General features: G+C 66.4%; 19 protein-coding genes. 8 read left to right on the forward strand and 11 right to left on the reverse strand.

What is annotated here, in order from left to right:
- The 4 genes from B1790_RS26795 to B1790_RS26810 form a co-directional block, all read right to left on the reverse strand.
- A partial coding sequence (locus B1790_RS26795; RefSeq protein ID WP_198952128.1) for a CoA transferase occupies positions 1-113 on the reverse strand: 113 nt, incomplete at its 3' end.
- On the reverse strand, positions 110-1,066 hold the full coding sequence (locus B1790_RS26800; RefSeq protein ID WP_079926335.1) for an LLM class F420-dependent oxidoreductase: 957 nt from the start codon (positions 1,064-1,066) through the stop codon (positions 110-112). The genes B1790_RS26795 and B1790_RS26800, both read right to left, overlap by 4 nt.
- On the reverse strand, positions 1,066-1,467 hold the full coding sequence (locus B1790_RS26805; protein WP_079926336.1) for a cobalamin B12-binding domain-containing protein: 402 nt from the start codon (positions 1,465-1,467) through the stop codon (positions 1,066-1,068). Before B1790_RS26805 ends, B1790_RS26800 begins: the two co-directional genes overlap by 1 nt.
- A gap of 25 nt (positions 1,468-1,492) precedes the next feature.
- Positions 1,493-3,085 carry a methylmalonyl-CoA mutase family protein gene (locus tag B1790_RS26810; RefSeq protein ID WP_079926337.1) on the reverse strand — a complete coding sequence of 531 codons (1,593 nt, stop codon included), beginning with the start codon at positions 3,083-3,085 and terminating at the stop codon, positions 1,493-1,495.
- A 214-nt stretch (positions 3,086-3,299) separates the two neighbouring features.
- Here B1790_RS26810 and B1790_RS26815 point away from each other — a divergent pair, with 214 nt between their 5' ends.
- From B1790_RS26815 to B1790_RS26825, 3 genes are read left to right on the forward strand one after another with little or no spacing between them, the layout of a single operon-like run.
- Positions 3,300-4,151 (forward strand): NAD(P)-dependent oxidoreductase, encoded by an 852-nt coding sequence (locus B1790_RS26815; RefSeq protein WP_079926338.1) that lies wholly within the window; start codon positions 3,300-3,302, stop codon positions 4,149-4,151.
- Entirely contained in the window at positions 4,148-5,653 is a 1,506-nt protein-coding gene (locus B1790_RS26820) for a class I adenylate-forming enzyme family protein (RefSeq protein ID WP_079926339.1), read from the forward strand. The genes B1790_RS26815 and B1790_RS26820 overlap by 4 nt, the downstream gene beginning before the upstream one ends.
- Positions 5,650-5,952 (forward strand): hypothetical protein, encoded by a 303-nt coding sequence (locus tag B1790_RS26825; RefSeq protein ID WP_079926340.1) that lies wholly within the window; start codon positions 5,650-5,652, stop codon positions 5,950-5,952. Before B1790_RS26820 ends, B1790_RS26825 begins: the two co-directional genes overlap by 4 nt.
- Positions 5,953-6,015: 63 nt before the next feature.
- Here the strand turns inward: B1790_RS26825 and B1790_RS26830 are convergent, their stop codons facing one another.
- Together B1790_RS26830 and B1790_RS26835 are read right to left on the reverse strand one after the other, a co-directional pair.
- Positions 6,016-7,470, reverse strand: coding sequence for an aldehyde dehydrogenase (locus B1790_RS26830; protein WP_079926341.1), 1,455 nt, complete (start codon positions 7,468-7,470; stop codon positions 6,016-6,018).
- A gap of 155 nt (positions 7,471-7,625) precedes the next feature.
- Positions 7,626-8,123: a nuclear transport factor 2 family protein gene (locus tag B1790_RS26835; RefSeq protein WP_079926342.1), complete on the reverse strand. Its 498-nt coding sequence runs from the start codon at positions 8,121-8,123 to the stop codon at positions 7,626-7,628.
- Positions 8,124-8,215: 92 nt separating this feature from the next.
- Here B1790_RS26835 and B1790_RS26840 point away from each other — a divergent pair, with 92 nt between their 5' ends.
- Positions 8,216-9,286: a dihydrodipicolinate reductase gene (locus B1790_RS26840; protein ID WP_079926379.1), complete on the forward strand. Its 1,071-nt coding sequence runs from the start codon at positions 8,216-8,218 to the stop codon at positions 9,284-9,286.
- Here the strand turns inward: B1790_RS26840 and B1790_RS26845 are convergent.
- Positions 9,246-10,061, reverse strand: coding sequence for a FadR/GntR family transcriptional regulator (locus B1790_RS26845; RefSeq protein WP_079926343.1), 816 nt, complete (start codon positions 10,059-10,061; stop codon positions 9,246-9,248). The two genes, B1790_RS26840 and B1790_RS26845, sit on opposite strands and share 41 nt — an antisense overlap.
- 70 nt (positions 10,062-10,131) lie before the next feature.
- Between B1790_RS26845 and B1790_RS26850 the strand changes: the two genes are divergently transcribed.
- The 4 genes from B1790_RS26850 to B1790_RS26865 are packed head-to-tail and all read left to right on the forward strand — an operon-like array spanning position 10,132 to position 14,415.
- Entirely contained in the window at positions 10,132-11,280 is a 1,149-nt protein-coding gene (locus tag B1790_RS26850) for an acyl-CoA dehydrogenase family protein (RefSeq protein WP_079926344.1), read from the forward strand.
- On the forward strand, positions 11,277-12,215 hold the full coding sequence (locus B1790_RS26855; RefSeq protein ID WP_079926345.1) for an acyl-CoA dehydrogenase family protein: 939 nt from the start codon (positions 11,277-11,279) through the stop codon (positions 12,213-12,215). Before B1790_RS26850 ends, B1790_RS26855 begins: the two co-directional genes overlap by 4 nt.
- Positions 12,212-13,402: an acyl-CoA dehydrogenase family protein gene (locus tag B1790_RS26860; protein WP_079926346.1), complete on the forward strand. Its 1,191-nt coding sequence runs from the start codon at positions 12,212-12,214 to the stop codon at positions 13,400-13,402. Before B1790_RS26855 ends, B1790_RS26860 begins: the two co-directional genes overlap by 4 nt.
- Positions 13,399-14,415, forward strand: a complete 1,017-nt coding sequence (locus B1790_RS26865) for an acyl-CoA dehydrogenase family protein (RefSeq protein WP_079926347.1) — start codon at positions 13,399-13,401, stop codon at positions 14,413-14,415. The genes B1790_RS26860 and B1790_RS26865 overlap by 4 nt, the downstream gene beginning before the upstream one ends.
- A 4-nt stretch (positions 14,416-14,419) precedes the next feature.
- On the opposite strand, the gene B1790_RS26870 is transcribed toward B1790_RS26865, so the two are convergent.
- Genes B1790_RS26870 through B1790_RS26885 form a run of 4 tightly spaced genes read right to left on the reverse strand, consistent with a single transcriptional unit; the run spans position 14,420 to position 19,543 of the window.
- A complete protein-coding gene (locus tag B1790_RS26870; RefSeq protein WP_079926348.1) occupies positions 14,420-15,577 on the reverse strand; it encodes a CaiB/BaiF CoA-transferase family protein in 1,158 nt (385 codons plus the stop codon).
- On the reverse strand, positions 15,570-16,493 hold the full coding sequence (locus B1790_RS26875) for an SDR family NAD(P)-dependent oxidoreductase (RefSeq protein WP_079926349.1): 924 nt from the start codon (positions 16,491-16,493) through the stop codon (positions 15,570-15,572). The genes B1790_RS26870 and B1790_RS26875 overlap by 8 nt, the downstream gene beginning before the upstream one ends.
- Positions 16,494-16,505: 12 nt before the next feature.
- Positions 16,506-18,365 (reverse strand): NAD(P)/FAD-dependent oxidoreductase, encoded by a 1,860-nt coding sequence (locus tag B1790_RS26880; RefSeq protein ID WP_079926350.1) that lies wholly within the window; start codon positions 18,363-18,365, stop codon positions 16,506-16,508.
- Positions 18,362-19,543, reverse strand: a complete 1,182-nt coding sequence (locus tag B1790_RS26885; protein ID WP_079926351.1) for an LLM class flavin-dependent oxidoreductase — start codon at positions 19,541-19,543, stop codon at positions 18,362-18,364. Before B1790_RS26885 ends, B1790_RS26880 begins: the two co-directional genes overlap by 4 nt.
- Positions 19,544-19,551: the final 8 nt, after the last annotated feature.

Consider the following 19,551-nt stretch of genomic DNA (forward strand, 5'->3'; position numbering starts at 1 on the left):
GTGACCTCGGCGCCGAGGTCGGCGAGCATCATGGTGGCATAGGGGCCGGCCAGCATGTGGCCGACCTCGAGGATGCGGATGCCCGCCAGCGGACCGGCGGTCGCCGCGCTCACCGCAGGGCCTTGGCGAGCTCGCCGATCATCTCCCTGGTCCGGTACTTCGACGCGACGAGTTCGTCACGGGTGTCCCCGATCGGCAGCAGGCGCACCGACAGATCGGTGACGCCCGCGTCCGCGAAGGACTGGAATCGACGCAGGATTTCGTCCATGTCACCGGCCGCACAGAGATCGCCGACGTTGCGGGCGTCGCCCCGGTCGAGGAGCTTCTGGTAGTTGGGCGACGTCTCCGCCTCGGACAGGATCCGGTTGGCCCTCTCCTTCGCCGCGTCGATCTCGGAGTTCGCGCACAGGCAGACGGGAATGCCCGCGACGATTCGCGGCGACGGCTTGCCCGCATCCGCCGCGGCCTCGTTGATCCGCGGCGCAATGTGATCGCCGATGGCTCGCTCGTCGGCCATCCACAGCACGGTGCCGTCGGCGTGCTCGCCGGCGATCCTGAGCATGACCGGACCGAGCGCCGCAACCAACACCGGCATCGGCGAAACCGGTTGCAGGTCAAGAGGATTGTGCACGGTAAACGTGTCGTTCTCGACGTCGACCGGACCGGGGTTGTCGAACGCCGCGCGCAACACTTCGAGATAGTCGCGGGTGTAGGCCGCGGGCTTCTCGTAGGGCAGGCCCAGCATGTCGGCGACGATCCAATGGTGCGACGGGCCCACGCCCAGCGCCAGTCGGCCGCCGGCCAGCGCCTGCACCGAGAGCGCTTGGCGCGCAAGCGCGATGGGATGTTGCGCCTGCAGCGGTACCACGGCCGTGCCCAGTTCGATCCTGGTGGTGCGGCCTGACATCAGCGCCACCATCGTGAGCGCGTCGAAGTCGTTGGGCACCTGCGGCATCCACGCCGTGTCCAGGCCCGCAGACTCGGCCCACTCGATGTCGGAGACGAGCTTGGTCACCTTTCGGGCAGAATCGCCGCGCTCGGCGCCGATCATCACTCCGAGGCGCATCAGAGGTCCCCCTCGCTCTCGGTCAGCGCACGCACGTCGCGGACGAGCGTGTCGAGCGGCGTCCCGGTCGGAAACACCGCCGCCGCACCGGCATCGAGAAGCTTCTGGACGTCGGTCTGCGGAATCGTGCCCCCGACCACGACGGCGATGTCGCCCGCGTCGGCAGCACGCAAGGCGTCGACCACCCGTGCGGTCAATCCCACGTGTGCCCCCGAGAGGATCGACAGCCCGACGAGCTTGACGTCCTCCTGCAGCGCAATCGACACGATGTCCTCGATGCGTTGACGAATGCCGGTGTAGATGACCTCGAAACCTGCGTCGCGCAGAGTGCGCGCCACGATCTTTGCGCCCCGGTCGTGGCCGTCCAAGCCTGGCTTCGCCACCAGCACACGGGTACCCATCAGGCTCGTCTCCTCGTCGCGCTCATCAGAACACCACCGGTTGCTGGAACTCGCCCCACACTGACTTCAGCGCGGTCACCATCTCACCGACCGTGCAGTAGGCCTTGGCGCAGTCGATCAGCCTGTGCATCACGTTGTCCTCGCTGCTCTCCGCCGCACGCGACAGCGCAGCGAGCGTGTCCCGCACGGCGACGCCATCACGTTCGGCCTTCACCCTCGCCAGCCGCTTCAGCTGCAGATCGCGACCCTCGGCATTCAACTCGTAGGTGTCGATGTCGGGAGCCGGTTCGTCGGTGACGAACTTGTTGACCCCGACGACGGGCCGCTTCCCCGATTCCACCTCGTGGTGGATCTTGAACGCCTCGTCGGCGATGAGCCCCTGCAGGTAACCGTCCTCGATGGAGCGCACCATCCCACCGTGCGCCTCGAGGTCATCCATGATCTCGACGATCCTTGCCTCGGTCGCATCGGTCAGCGCCTCGACGAAGTAGGAGCCGCCCAGCGGATCCGCCACCTTCGTCACACCCGTTTCGTAGGCGAGAATCTGCTGGGTGCGCAGCGCCAGGGTCGCCGACTCCTCGCTCGGCAACGCAAACGGTTCGTCCCACGCCGCGGTGAACATCGACTGGACGCCACCGAGCACCGCCGCCATCGACTCATAGGCGACGCGCACGAGATTGTTCTGCGCCTGAGGCGCGTACAGGGACACCCCGCCGGCCACACAACCGAAGCGGAACATCGACGCCTTGTCCGTCGTCGCCCCGTAGCGCTCGCGCACGATGGTGGCCCACCGGCGCCGGCCGGCGCGGTACTTGGCAATCTCCTCGAAGAAGTCACCGTGGGTGTAGAAGAAGAAGGAGATCTGGGGGGCGAACTCGTCGACGGTCATCCGGCCGCGTTCGACGACGGTGTCGCAGTAGGTCACGCCGTCGGCCAACGTGAACGCCATCTCCTGCACCGCGTTGGCGCCCGCGTCCCGAAAGTGCGCCCCCGCCACGGAGATCGCGTTGAACCTGGGGACTTCGGCCGCGCAGAACTCGATGGTGTCGGCGATCAACCGCAGCGAGGGCTCCGGCGGCCAGATCCAAGTACCGCGCGACGCGTACTCCTTGAGGATGTCGTTCTGGATCGTTCCGGTGAGCTTCGCCCGGGGCACGCCCTTCTTCTCGGCGGCCGCGACGTAGAGGGCCAGCAGGATCGCGGCGGTGCCGTTGATCGTGAAACTGGTGCTGATCTCGTCCAGTGGTATCCCGTCGAAGAGAACCTCTGCGTCGGCGAGGGTGTCCACGGCGACTCCGACGCGACCGACCTCTTCGCCGTACTCGTCGTCGTCGGAGTCGTAGCCGCACTGGGTCGGCAGGTCGAGTGCGACGGACAGGCCGGTACCTCCCTGACCGAGCAGATATCGGTAGCGCTCGTTCGACTCCTCGGCAGTGCCGAATCCCGAATACTGTCGGAAGGTCCAGGTCTTTCCCCGGTAGCCGGATGCGAAATTACCCCGGGTGAAGGGGAATTCGCCCGGCGCGGGTGGAGCCGACGCCAGGTCGGCCGGACCGTACACCGCCGCCAGCGGGATGCCCGACGGCGTTTCTACCCGGGGGCCGACTTGCTCGCTCATCGGAGATAACGTACTTGCAAAAAATGAGAATTCCAATACCGCGGACCGCGAACAGGCGTTTGGCGGCACGTTCGGTGCATCCGTCGGCAATGGCGCCACCATGAGTGTCGACCTGCCAATGTGCAACGTCACCAGCTCCGAGCATTACACTTGCAAAAAATGAGAATGCCACTATCAATCAGCTAGCATGCGAGGCAATCAACCAAGGAGACCCATGTCGAGTCTGCATCCATTGGCCGACCGCACGCTGGTGATTTCCGGCGGAAGCCGCGGCATCGGCTTGGCGATCGCGCTCGGCGCAGCCAGACTCGGCGCCAACGCGGTTCTGCTCGCCAAGACCAGTGAGCCGCATCCGAAGCTCCCGGGAACCGTGCACACCGCGGTGGCCGACATCGAGGCGGCCGGCGGCAAGGGAGTCGCCGTCGTCGGCGACGTCCGCAACGAAGAGGACGTCGTACGTGCCGTGGACGTGGCCGTCGAACGCTTCGGCGGCGTCGACGTCGTCGTCAACAACGCCAGCGCCATCGCGACCGATCCCACGGAAAGACTGTCCACGAAGAAGTTCGACCTCATGATGGACGTCAACGTGCGCGGCACGTTCCTCCTGACCAAGGCGGCAATCCCCCACCTACGAAAGTCCTCCCACGCTCATGTGGTGACGCTGGCGCCGCCGCTCAACACGAGTCCCCACTGGCTCGGTGCACATCCGGCCTACACGCTCTCGAAGTACGGCATGACACTGCTCTCACTCGGCTGGGCCTCCGAATATGCCGATGCCGGAATCGGATTCAGCTGTCTGTGGCCACAGACCTACATCGCGACGTCTGCGGTGTCCAACCTCGCCGACGGTGAGGCCCTGGTGGCCGCGTCCCGCGGCCCCGAGATCATGGCCGACGCCGCGACCGCCATCCTGGCGATGCCCCCGGCAAGCGCCAACGGCAGGTGCTTCGTCGACGCCGACGTGTTGACCGAGTCGGGTATCACCGACCTGTCGTCCTACGGCGGCGGCGACAACCCCAAGTGGGACATCTTCGTCGACGCCCCGCAGATGGAAGGCACCCGGTGAGCATCTCGCTGCTGCTGGAGATGGCGGAGTCGTCGCAGCCCGACCGCGAGGCGCTGATCTCCGGTGGCTTGCGGTGGACGACGGCCGAACTGAGCCGACTCGCCGACGGCGCCGCGGGCGTCATCACCGACACCGGCGCCCGGCACGTCGCCTATGTCGGCACCGGCGCGGAGATGCTCCCCCTGCTCCTGTTCGGCGCCGCCCGCGCGAGTGTCGCGATCACTCCGCTGAACTACCGGCTGTCCACCGACGGTGTGCGGGCGCTCGTCGAGCGACTGCCCGATCCACTCGTCGTGGTCGACGAGGAATACCGCCACGTCGTCGACGGCGAACGCGTGATCACGTCGACCGACTTCGTCTCCGCCGCGCGGGCCGCCGATCCCTCGTCAGGGTTCGCCGATCCCGATTCGGTGGCCGTTGTCCTGTTCACCTCGGGAACCACGTCGACGCCCAAGGCCGTCGAACTCACCCACAACAACCTCACCAGCTATGTCACCGGAACGGTCGAGTTCGACTCCGCAGAGGCGGGAGACGCCGCCCTCATCTGCGTGCCGCCGTACCACGTCGCCGGGGTTGGCGCGGCGCTGTCCAACCTCTACGCCGGACGAAAGATGGTTTACCTCAAGAACTTCGACGCCAGCCACTGGATCAGGCTTGTCAACGAGGAGCGGGTGACGTCGGCGACCGTGGTGCCCACCATGCTGGATCGGATCGTCGACGTCCTGGAGAATTCGTCGGCCGAGCACGCGGTGCCCTCGAGCCTGCGCACCCTCGCGTACGGGGGTTCGAAGGTGGCGCTGCCGCTGGTTCGCAGGGCAATGGCCGTCTTTCCCGGCGTTGGGCTCGTCAACGCCTACGGGCTCACCGAGACCAGCTCGACGATCGCGGTGCTGACCCCAGAGGACCACCGCCAAGCACTGGCGGCGACCGCCGGCGACGCGCTGCGCCGTCTCGGCTCGGTGGGTCAACCGGTTCCCGGCATCGAGGTCCAGATCCGCGCCGACGACGGCACGGTTCTGGGCGTTGGTGAGACGGGCGAACTCTACGTGCGCGGCGAGCAGGTGTCGGGCCGGTACACCGACGTCGGCTCTCTGCTCGACGCCGAGGGGTGGTTTCCCACCAGGGACCGCGCCATGCTCGACGAGGCGGGCTACTTGTTCCTCGGCGGGCGTTCCGACGACACGATCATCCGCGGTGGCGAGAACATCGCGCCCGCCGAGATCGAGGACGTCCTCGTCGAGCATCCACACGTAGGCCATTGCGCCGTCGTGGGTCTGGAAGATCTCGAGTGGGGACAGATCATCGTCGCGGTCGTCGTTCCCATGCCGGGCACCGCCCCGGACGCCGAAGATCTGCGGGCGTACGTCCGTGCCCAACTCCGCGGCTCCCGCACCCCCGACCGCGTAGTGTTCCGCCACGAACTCCCCACCAACGCGACCGGCAAGGTGCTCCGCCGCGAGCTCGTCGACGAACTAGACGCCCACAGCAAGGAGTCAGCATGATCAAGAACGGTGCACGTCTACAGAGTCAGGTCTGCGACACCCAGGTGATCGTGGTGCGCAGCGCCGACAGCCTCCACGATCTTCGCGTGGGTGGGGCCCCGGTGGTGCCTGTCGGCGGCGACGTCGACGCCGGTCTGACGATCGACCCAGACCTGTCCGACGGGACCCTCATGGGCAAGCGCTACGTCGACGACTCTGGCGCCGAGGTGCTCGTCACGAAGGCCGGCGCGGGCACCTTGAGCGTCGGAAGCACACCGCTGACCGTCAAGGAAGCCAAGCCACTGCCCGCCAGCGATTGAGCTCCGCGACGAATATCGGGGTGAGAGTGTCACTCCCACACCGACATTCGCGCTCTTACCCTCTTACAGCTGAGCCCAGACGGACTTCGTCTTGAGGTAGCCCTCAAGCCCCTCCTTGCCAAATTCGTGGCCCCAGCCGGATTGCTTGTAGCCACCGAACGGCACGTCGTGGTCGAAGATCAGTTGGCAGTTGATCTGCACACTGCCCGCCTGCAGCCGCTTCACCAGACGGTGGCCGCGGCTGATGTTGGTGGTCCAGACGGTGCCCGCCAGCCCGTAGTCGGTGTCATTGGCCATCGCAACGGCCTCGTCCTCGTCGTCGAACGGGATGATCGACACGACCGGGCCGAAGATCTCCTCCCGATACAGCCGCATGCTGGGATCCACGTTCGTCAGCACCGTGGGGTGCACGAAGTAGCCCTTCCGATCGAGCCGGTGACCACCGGCGACGACCTCGGCACCGTCGCGCTTGCCCTCGTCGATGAAGCCAAGCACCCGGTCGAGCTGCTTGGCGCTGATCAACGGACCGCTCATGACGCCCTCTTCGCTCGGGCCGCCGTACTTCATGAAGTTCGCCACTCCCGCAATGCCTTCGACGACGCGGTCGTAGACACCGCGCTGTACGAAGATCCGCGAACCGCAGACGCAGCCCTGGCCGGAATGGACGAAGATGCCCATGGCCGCGCCGAAGATGGCCTGGTCGAGATTGGCGTCGTCGAAGATCAGGACGGGCGACTTTCCGCCGAGTTCGAGCATCACCTTCTTCAGGTTGCCCGCCGAGGCTCGCACGATTTCCTTGCCGACCTCGGTCGACCCGGTGAACGCGACCTTCTCGACACCGGGGTGGGCGCTGATTGCCGCACCCGCTGTGTGGCCGTACCCGGTTATCAGGTTGACCACGCCTTCGGGCACGCCTGCCTGGTGGATCAACCGGTCCAGTAGCAGGGCTGAAAGTGGCGTCTCCTCAGCGGGTTTCACCAGGCTGCTGCAGCCGGCAGCCAGGGCCGGCGCAATCTTGGCGCATGCGTTGAAGATGGGCCCGTTCCACGGGAAGATCAGCCCGACCACGCCGTACGGCTCCTTGAGCGTGTACGCATGCAGGTCGACGTAGCTGTCGGCGGCGATGCCCGTGGTCTTGACGTCGTAGGCGGTACCGTTGATCTTGGAGCACCAGCCCGCGTAGTAGCGGAAGAACTCAGCGCACGTGGGCACCACCATCTCCGACTGCAGCTTCATCATGCCGGTGTTGGCGGAGTCGATCTCGGCGAAGTCGGCGGCGTGCTCGTCGATCAGATCCGCGATGCGCCACATGATCTTGGCCCGTTCGCGACCGGGCAATCCCGACCACACCCCTGATTCGAAGGAGGCTCTGGCGCGCGTCACCGCGTCGTCGACTGCGTCCGCACCGCAGTCGGTGAACTCGGTGATCCGCTCCTCCGTCACCGGATCGACGATCGGAATGACGTCACCCGTGCCCGGGCGTTCCCGTATCTCGTCCAACACCGACTGCAATGTCATCCTGGCCTCGACTTCCTTGGTGTAATGCTCGTGAATCCCGTACGTGCAATCGATTTGATGAGTCCGTGGAGGTCGACGCCAACAATCGGCAGGCTGATGCGACCACTTGCTGAGCACCTGCTTAGCACCGACGAGGGGTGGTGGTCAACATCGCGTCAACGTCCCACCCGCCGCGCAGTCGTGGCGCCGAGCCTTCTGAGCTTTTCGGACACGCGAATGGACACGAACGGATTGAAGACGTCCTCCCGAAGCCGGGTCAGCCGTGACGACGCGATCCGCCACTCACCATCGGTCTTCTCATAGGTTTCGTGGTAGTGCCCGAAGCCATTCAGATTCAGCCCGGGCGCCAGTCGGACGACGTCGTTGAGCGCCCATACGCCGCGCGCAGTCGTGGCCGACACGAGGTCGATCTCGGGTGCGTGCACCTGATGAACGGTCGGCTGCGACGGCTTGCCGAGCGTCTTGCGGACGTAGGCCACGAAGCGGTCGGCGCCCCTGATCACCGTGCCGCCCGAATCGCTGGTGTCGCTGACGAAGTCGTCGGCGAAGACTGTCCGCCACCGGTCCCAGTCCTTGGTGTCGAGATAACGACAGTAGCGAGCCTTGAGCCGTTTGATCGCCTCGATCTCCAGCAGTAGTGCCGCATCGTCCATGACGAGTTCTCCCAGGAAGTCGTGTCGCGCCGCTTGGGACGAATATCGTCAGAACCACTTCGTCACGGCCGGCTGGTTCCTATGCTGTGCGGGTGCCCAGCAGCCAAAGCTATCGCATCGTGCAGTGGAACACCGGCAATGTCGGAAGGAGTTCCGTCCAGGCGATCGTCGCCAATCCCGACTTCGATCTCGTCGGGTGCTACGCGTGGTCCACGGACAAGGTCGGCCGCGACGTCGGCGAACTGGTTGGCGTCCCACCCTTGGGCATCACCGCCACCGACGACGTCGACGAGCTTCTCGCATTGAAGCCGGATTGCGTGGTGTACAACGCGATGTGGCCCAACGTCGAGGAACTGGTCGGCATCCTCTCGGCCGGCGTGAACGTCGTGGCAACCGCGTCGTTCATCACCGGGCACAACCTGGGCGACGGCCGCGACCGGATCCTCGAGGCCTGTAGGCGCGGCGGTTCGACGATCTTCGGGTCCGGTGTCAGCCCCGGATTCGCCGAACTGCTGGCCATCGTCGCGGCGAATGCCTGCGACCGGGTGGACAAGGTCACCATTCAGGAGTCGGCGGACACCACGTTCTACGACTCGCCGGAGACCGAGAAGCCGGTCGGATTCGGTCGCCCCATCGACGATCCCGATTTGGCGCCGATGGCGTCCCGGGGCACCGCGATCTTCAGCGAGGCCGTTCGGCTGATCGCCGATTCGCTCGGCGTCGAGCTGGACGAGATTCGCTGCGACGCCGAATATGCCCAGACCACAGAAGATCTCGACCTCGGGTCGTGGACCATCCCCGCCGGATGCGTGGCCGGTGTGCATGCCAGCTGGAAGGGCATCAGCGCCGGCGAGACCATCGTCGACGTCAACGTCCGCTGGCGGAAGGGCCAAACGCTCGAACCCGACTGGCAAATGGGTCCGGATGGCTGGAAGATCACCATTGACGGGCGTCCGACGGTCAACATGCAGGTCGGCTTCCTCCCGCCCCCGTACTTCGAGGCGACCACCCTCGAGGAGTTCATGGTGCTCGGTCACATCATGACCGCGATGCCGCCGATTCATGCCATCCCGGCCGTCGTCGCGGCCGCACCGGGCATCGCGACCTACAACGATCTGCCCCTCACGCGGGCCCGGGGCGTGGTGCCGAACCCACCCGGGTGACGCGCGCTGCCCTCGCCGGGGCGGCCTCGACGACGTCGTCGGCGAAGCGCCCGAGCACGAGTGCTTGGGTCGCGGCGAGATGACGTCGACCAAGGCGCTCCACCTCGTCGGCGCGGCCTGCGGCGATCTCCTCGACCAGTCGACGGTGGGTCCGTACGGCGCCGCGTGCGGCGGCGGGCGAGGGATACTGCCCGTGGCTGCTGATCACCTCAGCCCACTGTTGTTCCTGGGCGGACCACAACGCGACGAGGCTGCGCACGACGTAGCGCGTCGTCTCGTTTGGCGTGAACGCGACGACCAAATCGTGGAACTCCCTGGCGATGCGCGTGAACGCGACACCGTCGGACACAGCCTCCGCCGACGCGTCGACGTTGGCGGTCAGCACCGGCACGACTGCCGCCATCCGGTCCGGCCGGCGTGCGACGTCGCCGGCGCACTGGGGCTCCAGCCGGAGCAGGCCCTGGGCCAGGTCGCCGAGCGTGACGCCGGCGCCTTGAAACACCAGTCCGAGGTGATACGCGGCCGAGGCTTGGTCCGGTCGATGCACTTTCGCACCGCCAACGCTCCCCCGCCGGGTCGTGATCAGACCCTCGGTCTCCAGGATCCGCAGCGCCTCACGCACCGACGGATGGCTGACGCCAAATTCCCGAACCAGATGGTCCTGGGTGGGCAGGTGAGTCATCACAGTCCCGCTCAGGATGCGCTGCCGCAAGTCGGCGGCGACGGTTTCGGCCACCCGACCCCGTGGGGTTTGGCCAACGCCCGTAGGTGTCATGGGGCGTGAATCTACCATCCTTATAAGGATTGATCTGGCATCCTTATAAGGATTGGCTTAGGATCGCCACGTGGACTTCGAAATAGGCAGCGCGGCAACGGCGTTGCGTCACGATCTCCGACGTCTACTGAGGGAGAACGTAGCCGAGGACTTCCTCGGCGCCTTCACCGCAGATCCCGCCGATCTCGAGACGGCCCAGGCGTTCTGTCGCCTGCTCGCCGAACGCGACCTCCTATGCATGTCTTGGCCACCAGAATTTGGCGGTCGCGGCTCGTCGATCTGGGAGCAAACCGTGGTGCGCGAGGAGATGTGGGCCCATCACGAACCCCGGGGCGCGCAATACATGGGAGTCAACTGGGTCGGGCCGACGCTGATGCGCCACGGCACCCCCGAGCAACAACGCGCCCACTTGCCACCCATCGCCCGCGGCGAGGTCATTTGGTGTCAGGGCTTCAGCGAACCCGAGGCCGGATCGGACCTTGCGTCCCTGCGCACCACCGCAACTCGCGATGGCGACGGCTGGGTGGTCAACGGGCAGAAGATCTGGACGTCCTACGCCACGATGGCGCAGTGGTGCTTCCTGCTGGCCCGCACCACGAAGATCTCCGAAGGCGTACGGAAACAACGGGGTTTGACGATATTCCTGGTGCCGATGTCGGATCCCGCCGTCACCGTGCGGCCGATCGGCTGCATGATGGGCCCGCACCACCTCAACGAGGTGTTCTTCGACGGCCTTCGGGTCTCGGATGCGGACGTGCTTGGGACCGTCGACGAGGGCTGGTCGATAGTGTCCGACGTGCTCGCCTTCGAGCGGGTCGGCATTGCCCGCTACGCCAGATGCGAACGGCTCCTGCACCTTGCGCCGTCGGCGCTCGGGCATCGATGGGACCATCTGCCCGCGGAGTTGCACGGCCGGTGGACCCGCATGCTGACCCATTGCCGCCGCGCCAGGCTGCTCGCCTACCGGCTGGTCGCGCTGCAGGCCAGCGGCCAAGTCAGCCCCACTGACTCGGCGGCCTACCGGATCGCGGTGACGAAGCTCGACCAGGACAGCGCCGAGGTGCTGATGGAGATCGTGGCGGCGGCCGACGACACCGCGGCGGTGTTCCGCGCCGAGGTCGAAGACCACTGGCGGTACGCGCAGGCGTCGACGGTGTCCTCGGGCAGCATCGAGATGCAACGCATCCTGTTGTCCCGCTCGATGTTGGGGGCCCGATGATCGTCGACCTGAGTGACGAGGCGAAGGAGTATGGGCGCCAAGCACTTCGCGCCTTCGAAGGCGCCGGCGGCGATCTCTTGGTGCAGCGGGCCGAAACGGGTCCGCTCGGCCGGGAGGCGCTCGTCGGACCGGTGCTCGAGCAGCTCGGCGTCGTGGACCTCCACCCCCGGGACGACGCCGACTCGTTGGAGGCGGCGGCAGCAGTGTGCCGCAGCGCCGGATACTGGGCACTGCCCTATCCCGTCGCCGAGCGGCTGGCCCGTCCCGCGGACCTCGACGTCGACGGGCTAGTCGTCGTCTCGGGACCCCGGCCGTCCGCTGCCATCGCAGGAACCGACATTCAGTGGGCTGCCGTCTCCGTGGACGGCCACCGCCACCGGGTCATCGGAACGTCGACGCCCGGCGCGGCATTCGTGACCAGGCTGGACCTGGCGCCGCTCGACGGTGACGGCACGGCCGACCTGGCTCTGGCGCTGACCCTGCAGTGCTGGACTCTTCTCGGGATGCTAGACAGGGCAATCGAACTCACCGTCGGCCATGTTCGGTTGCGTCAGCAGTTCGGGCAGCCGCTGTCGCGTTTCCAGAGCGTGCAATTTCAGCTCACCGACGCCGAAGTCGAACGGGCCGGGCTGGAGATGCTGGCGAAATACACGCTGTGGAGCGTCGGCGAGATGCGGGCCGAGGCACTCGACGATGCGCTCGCACTGCGAACCGCCGCGTTGGAGGCAGCTGAGGTGGTCTTCCGCGTCGCCCATCAGTTGCACGGCGCGGTCGGATTTTGCGACGAGACCACGCTGTCGTGGCTGTCGCGGTACAGCCAGCCGCTTCGACGGCTGCCACTCGGGCTCTCGGCCACCCGCGACCTGCTGACCTCGCGCGTCGGGCGGGCCGGTTTGGTTGGCCTCTACGACACCATCGAAGAGTCCGTCCGATGACCGATCTCGACGCGTTCCGCACACACGTGTCCCAGTGGTGTGCCGAGCACGTACCCGCCGACTGGCGTGCTTCACAGACCGGCATCGGGGACGACGAGTTCGTGGCATTCCAGAAGTCCTGGTTCGCCGAATTGCACACCGCGGGATTCGCCGTCCCACATTGGCCGGCGGAGTGGGGCGGTGGCATGCCGGTCGGCGAGCAGATCGTGCTCTATCAAGAGTTGGCGGCACATGACGCACCCCGACTCGTGTTGGCCTTCGTCGGAATTCACCATGCCGCGTCCACGCTGCTGATCGCGGGCACCGATGCCCAGCGTCGTCGACATCTGCCGGCCATTCTCGACGGCGAGATCTGGGTTCAGGGCTTCTCCGAACCCGAGGCGGGATCCGACCTTGCCAGCCTACGTACCTCGGCGCGGCGCGAGGGCGACCACTTCGTCGTCAACGGCCAGAAGCTCTGGGCCAGTGGCGGAGCGCACGCCGACTGGTGCCTCCTGCTGGCCCGCACCGACCCCGACGCACCGAAGCGCAAGGGCATCTCCTACTTCCTGATGGACATGGCCACCCCTGGCGTCGACGTGCGACCGATCCGCAACGCAATCGGGGACTCGCACTTCTGCGAGGTGTTCCTCAACGACGTGGTCATTCCGGCCGACGACCTCATCGGTGCCGAGAATTCGGGATGGCAAGTGGCACAGGCGACTCTGGGGGCAGAACGCGGCATGACCATGCTGGAACTCGCCGAGCGTCTCGGAAATGCCGGCTTCCGGTGGCTGGTCGAGGACTGTGCGCGGAACCGACCGGACGGGTCGCGGCCGCTCGACGACGCGTCCGTCCGCGATTCCCTGGCTCGCTTCGAGACCGAACTCAGCGGGCTGCGGGCAATGTGCCGCGCGGTAGTGGAGAGCCCGGACACCGGCCGGGGTGGGCCAGCGGACCCGTCCATCGTGAAGTTGTTCTACAGCGAACTGCTGCAACGGATGACCGACTTCGGTACCCAGATCAGCGGCCTCGCGGCGCACACGGTGCTGGCCAAGCCGGTGTCGAGCGGATGGGAGTCAGGCGCCTGGATGCTCGACTTCATCGGCTCCTGGGAGTGGACGATTCCCGGTGGAGCCAGCGAGATTCAGCGCACCATCATCGGTGAACGGGGCCTCGGTCTCCCGCGTGAACCGGCGAGTTCGTGACCTCCGAGTTCGCCGAGATACACGACGAGCTTCGTGCGGTCGCGCGCACGGTCCTCGGCAAGGCCGGCACTCCCGTCGGGTGGGCTCAGTTCGCCGACGCCGGATGGCTCGGTCTGGAGATCGACGACGCCCTGGGCGGAGCCGGAGCGTCGTTCGTCGAGACGGCGATCGTCCTCGAGGAACTGGGCCGCGCCGCCGCACCGAGCAGATATCTTGGCACCGTGCTCACGGTCGGCGCACTGATGGCGTTGGCGCCCAACGACTCTCGCGACGAGCTGCTGACCGCAGTCGCCGCGGGCACGCTCTCGGCGGCGCTCGTCTCGGACTCCTTCCGCGTGGTGCGCGACGGCCCGGGCGTGCGTTTGTCGGGTCGAGCTGAGTTCGTCCCGGACGCAGTCGGTGCCGACCGCATGCTCGTCCTCGCCGATGACGACGGGTGCCCGGTGGTCGTCGACGCCAGCGGGCTCACCGTCACCGCGCACCCACTGCTCGACGAGACCCGCAGCCTGAGCGTCGTCAGCGCCGACAACGTGGACGTCGCCGCGGCGTCGGTGTGGCGGCTCGGGGGAGCTGCGGCGGCCGCACGGCTGCGGGATCGAGCCGCCGTCGCGGTCGCCTGTGACAGTCTCGGGATCGGCGAGGCGATGCTCGCCGCGACGGTCGACTACGTCGCAGTACGTCAGCAGTTCGGCCGTCCGATCGGATCGTTTCAGGCGGTGAAGCACGCCTGCGCGGACATGCTGGTTCGGCTGTCGGTTGCGCGCGTCTTGGTCGACGCAGCGGTGACCCAGGTGGCCGAGGGCGTCGACGCATCGGTCGCGACGTCGATGGCCAAGTCGTACGCGTGCGAAACGGCGTTGGACGTCGCCGGCAAGGCCATACAACTGCACGGCGGCATCGGATACACCTGGGAGAGCGGCCTTCACGTCTACCTGAAGCGAGCGGCGCTGAACCGAGCGTTGTTCGGCGCGCCTGCCGAGCACCGTCAGAGATTGTCCCGGCGGTACGGCTGACCGTTCAGGTCTCGTTGATCGCAGCCAAGTCCGCAAGTACCTCGGCCGTGTCGGCACCCAATTCGGGCGCGGGGCCTGCGACGCGACCCGGCGTGCGTGAGAACCAGGTCGGCACACCGGGAAAGCGCACCGGCCCGTGTGGCGTCTGCACCGTCTCGAACAGGCCGACGGCGTTGAGGTGCGGATCGTCGAACAGTTCGTCGGGCGTCTGGATGGGCGCGACCGGGATCTGTAGCTCCCGAAACAGTTCCAGCCACTCTGCGGTGGTGCGTTCCAGCAGCGTCTGCGCGATCAGGGCATACATGACGTCGATTTGCTTGGCTCGCTGTTCGAGGGAGGCGAAGGCCTCTCCGTAATCCTCGATCCAGACGGGCTTGACCGCGTCGACGAACGCATTCCAGTGCTTGTCGTTGTAGATCAGTACCGCGACGTGCCCGTCCTTGGTCGGATAGGGCTTGCGATTGCGCGCGACCGTCCTCGGGTAGATCGCCGGACCGAGCGGCGGCGAGAACATCCTGCCGTTGGCGTGTTCGACGAGCATGAACGACGCCATCGTCTCGAACATGCTGACCTCCACCTCCTGGCCCTCGCCGGTGCGCTCCCGGTGGAACAGCGCCATCATCGTGGCGTACAGCGCAGTGAGTCCAGCAACCTTGTCCGCGACGATCGTTCCGACGTAGGTCGTCTCGCCGGTGAGAAGCTGTTGAACCGCCGCGACGCCGGACTGAGCCTGGATGACGTCGTCGTAGGCGGGAAGGTCGGCATCGGGTCCGCGCCGGCTGTAGCCGTAGCAATTGGTGTACACGATCACCGGGTTGAGCGAGACCACATCGTCGTAGGCGAACCCCAGCTTGGCGATCGCCCGGGCCCGCATCGAATGAATGAAGACGTCCGCCCCGGCGATCATCGCGCGCAGTGCCGTCTTGCCGTCGTCGGTGGTGAGATCGAGAACCACGGAACGCTTTCCGCGGTTCACGTTGACGAACACGCCACTCATCCCCGGAGCCGGACCAACCGAGATGTGGCGCGCATTGTCGCCCTCGGGCGGCTCCACCTTGATGACGTCGGCACCCATGTCGGCCATGATCTGCGTGCAGTACGGCCCCATCACCACTGCGGTCAGGTCGATGACGCGGATCCCCGCGAGCGGACCGTTAGACATGATCGATCGCCTGATTCGCCATCGCGAAGCTGTAACGAATGTGGTCGTCGTGCCCGTCCGGCACGGGCGGGAACACCAGCGCTGCGGTGTCGTCCCGAATGGCGTCGAGCTGCTCGCCGACTTGCTCGATCGACCACGACGGCTGATATACCCCGGGCGTCTCCGCGATGAAGGCCCGCGCCAGGCGACCCGCCAGCGCGATGATCATCTCCCCTGTGACGGAACAGGATTCGTGGACGAGGTACGCCACCGCCGGTGCGACGAGCTCGGGCCCCATTGGCGGGTAGCCCGAGGTGTCGACGCCCTCCGCCATCCGGGTCACCGCGGCGGGGACGATGACGTTGCACTTGACGCCGTGCGCAGCGCCCTCGATTGCGGCGACGTTGGACAACCCGATCACGCCCGATTTGGCGACGGCGTAGTTGACCACGTCGTGGTTGCCGTACAGCCCGCCGATCGACGACGTCAGCACGATGCGACCGTATCCCGCGTCGCACATCACCGGAAACGCGTGGCGAACAACGTGAAAGGCACCCCGCAGGTGGACGTCGACGACCCCCTCGAAGTCCTCAACGGTAATGTCCCGCAGGGCAGCCCGTCGCACGTTACCCGCGTTGTGCACCAGCGCGTCGATGCGACCGAAATGGTCGAGTGCGGTGTCGACGATGGCCCTGCCGCCGGCGGGGGTGGCGACCGAGTCGACGTTGGCGACGGCCTCTCCCCCGGCGGCAATTATCTCGGCAGCCACCTCGGACGCGGGCCCCTCGTCACCACCCTCACCCGTCAGACTGCCGCCAACGTCGTTGACGACGACCTTGGCACCGCGGGCCCCCAATAGCAGCGCATAGGCCCGGCCGAGTCCGCGGCCGCCGCCGGTGACGACCGCGACCCGACCATCGAAGGTGGCCTCAGACATGCTCGGCGGGCTTCACTTCCCGAGTTCCAGGCCGTCGAGGTCGCCCGTGCCGCGCCAGCCGGCCAACAGGTCACCGAAGGCGTAGAAGCCCGGCCCGTAGGGCTCGCCGAGATGGCTCCGGATGCCCTCGCCTACCGCGTCCCCCTCCCCGCCACCTTCGTTGTTGTAGTACCCCGGCGTGCACTCGGCGTCGAACGCCGAGTTGTCGACGATGTTCTCGCGGATCGTCGCGCACCAGGCGTCCTGCGCCTCCTGCGTCGGCTCCAGTGTGGTGACGCCACGCTTGAGCGCTTCGGCGATGACGTAGGCGATGTGCTCACCCTGCAGCTCGTAGTTCGCGGCGATGTTGGCGGAGATGCCGACCTGCGTGAAGCCGGTGAAGAACTGGTTGGGGAAGCCACGGCTCGTCATGCCGTGCAGGGTCTTGAACCCGTCGTGCCAGTAGTCGTACAGCGAGACGCCGTCGCGCCCGGTGATCGCGTCGATGCTGTAGCGCCTGCTGATCTCAGTGGTGATCTCGAAACCGCTCGCGTAGATGATGCAGTCGACCGGATACTCGACTCCGTTGGCCACGAAGCCGCCCTCGGTCAGCTTCTCGACGCCCTTGCTCTCGGACACGTCGACCAACGTCACGTTGGGCCTGTTGAACGTCGGCAGGTAGTCGTCGTTGGAACATGGCCGCTTGCAGAGGAATCGGTAGTACGGCTTGAGCGCCTCGGCGGTGGCACCGTCCTCGACGAGGTCGGCCACCCGACGCCGGAGCCGCTCCATCAGCTTGTAGTCCTCTTCCTCACGCAGACCCATGAACTGCTCGGGGGTCATCGCGGCGGGGTCGGGCAGCGCGAGCACGCGGGCCGCGGTGTTCCGTCCCAACTCTGTCCAGAAGTCGCACACCAGGTCGGGTTGGCCGAGGGCCATGCCCTCGAACGTCCAGGAATGGAAGTTGCGTTGACGTTCCTTCTGCCAGCCCGGTTCAAGCGATTGCGCCCACCGCGGGTCCGTGGGCCGGTTGTTGCGCTCGTCGACCGTCGACGGCGTGCGCTGCACCACGTAGACGTGCTTGGCGTACCTGCCGAGGTAGGGCACGATCTGCACGCCCGTCGCACCGGTGCCGATGATCGCCACGGTCTTGTCGGCGAGCTGGTCGAGCACGGGGTCGGCAGAGGTGCCACCGGTGTACCCGTAATCCCATCGCGAGGAGTGGAAGCTGTGCCCCGTGAAGTCGTGGATTCCGGGAATTCCCGGCAGCTTCGGCCGGTTGAACGGGCCCGACGCCATCACCACGAAGCGGGCGCGGATGTCGTCGCCGCGGTCGGTGGTGACCCGCCAACGGTCGATGTCGTCGTCCCAGATCAGATCGCGAACCTGGGTGGAGAAGATCGCGCCGTCGTATAGCCCGAAGTGCTTGCCGATGTTGCGGCAGTGCTGCTGGATCTCGGCGCCGTCGGCGAACTTCTTGCTTGGGATGAAGTCGAGCTCCTCCAGCAGCGGTACGTAGCAATAGGATTCGTTGTCGCACTGGATGCCCGGGTAGCGGTTCCAGTACCACACACCGCCGAAGTCGCCGCCCATCTCGATGACGTGGACGTCGTCGACGCCGGCCTTCTTGAGGTAGGCCGCGCTCAGCAGTCCGCCGAAGCCACCACCGAGGACGGCGACGTCGATGTCGGCGTCGATCGGATCGCGCTCGACATACGGTGTGTGCGGATCGATCTCGGCGAATTCGGCGTAGCCATCCCCCGTCTCGACGTACTGCTTGGAGCCTTCCGTGCGCAGCCGCTTCTCGCGCTCGTACCGGTACTTCTCGCGCAGCGCCGGAATGTCGACGTCCTCGGGCGTCTGGGTGGGGCCGCAGTGTTGGACCGCTGTCATGCCAGCGCCTCCGCGGGCAGCGCGGATTCGTGCAGCGGTGCGGCCATGTCGTGCACGGCGGGCAGCACCTCGCGGGCGAACAACTTCACGCTCTCGATCGCGTCGGCATACGGCATGGTGCCGAACTGCGGGACGATCGTCACCTCGGAGAACGAGCAGGCTTCCTGCGCGGCCTTCAACTTCGCGAAGATCGTATTGGGCGTGCCGATCAGCAGATTGGAGGCGTGGTAGCCCGGCATCTTCTTGGTGCCCGGTTCGGGCTTGTCTTGAACGGCTTCGGCCAGCACGGCCGTGGCGCTGGCTTCGCGGGCGGCATAGGCCTCATAACCCTTGACGCCCTTGAAGTTCGACGCATCGGCGAAACCGTAGTGCACGGTGACGTCGCGGTTCGCCGTCCAGATCCACTCGTCGGTCTGCGCCGCATCCGGCTCGTCGGGGGTGCAGTACATGAACATCACGTTCTTGGGCTGGCAGGGGGCGAACCCCTCTTCCTGGCGGAAGGTGTTGACCTTCTGCACTTCTGCGCCGGCATCCCAGATCGGCTTGTTGCCGACGAACAGCGGCACCATGCCGCGCCGCGACAGGATCTCCAGCGACTCGGCCGTGGAGGACGAGCTGTAGATCCGCGAGAACAGGTCGTTGCTGAAGGGCTCCGGGCGCAGCGACATCTCGGGGAAGGAGAAGATCTCTCCGTCGTAGGAGAACCGATCACCACTGAATGCCAGCTCGAGGATGTCGAGACACTCGTTGAACCGCTCGCGGCTCTCCTCGCGCGGCACGCCGACGGCGTCGAACTCCGACTTCGACACACCACGCCCAATACCGATGGTGTTGTAACGTCCCTTGGAAACGATGTCGAGGTAGGCGATCTGGTGCGCTAGGCGAACCGGATTCCACCACGGCGCAACGGCGACGAACGTCCCGAGGCCAACCCGCTCGGTCCGGCCCGCGAAGTAGGTGAGTGCCTGAATCGGATTGGGCGTCATGCCGTATGGCGTGCCACAGTGCTCGGGGAACCAGATGCCGTCGAAGCCCAGCGGCTCGGCCAGGTCGCCGAGTGCCAACGCTCCCTCGACGCACTGCCAGTCCGGAGTCTCGGTTGGGCTACTGAAGTTTCCGGCCAGCACACGATCCCAATCGTGTGAGTTCTGGGCTCCGGTTCCGAGATTGACTTTCATCGCTACTC

The organism is Mycobacterium sp. AT1, from assembly GCF_002043095.1.
Lineage (GTDB): Bacteria > Actinomycetota > Actinomycetes > Mycobacteriales > Mycobacteriaceae > Mycobacterium.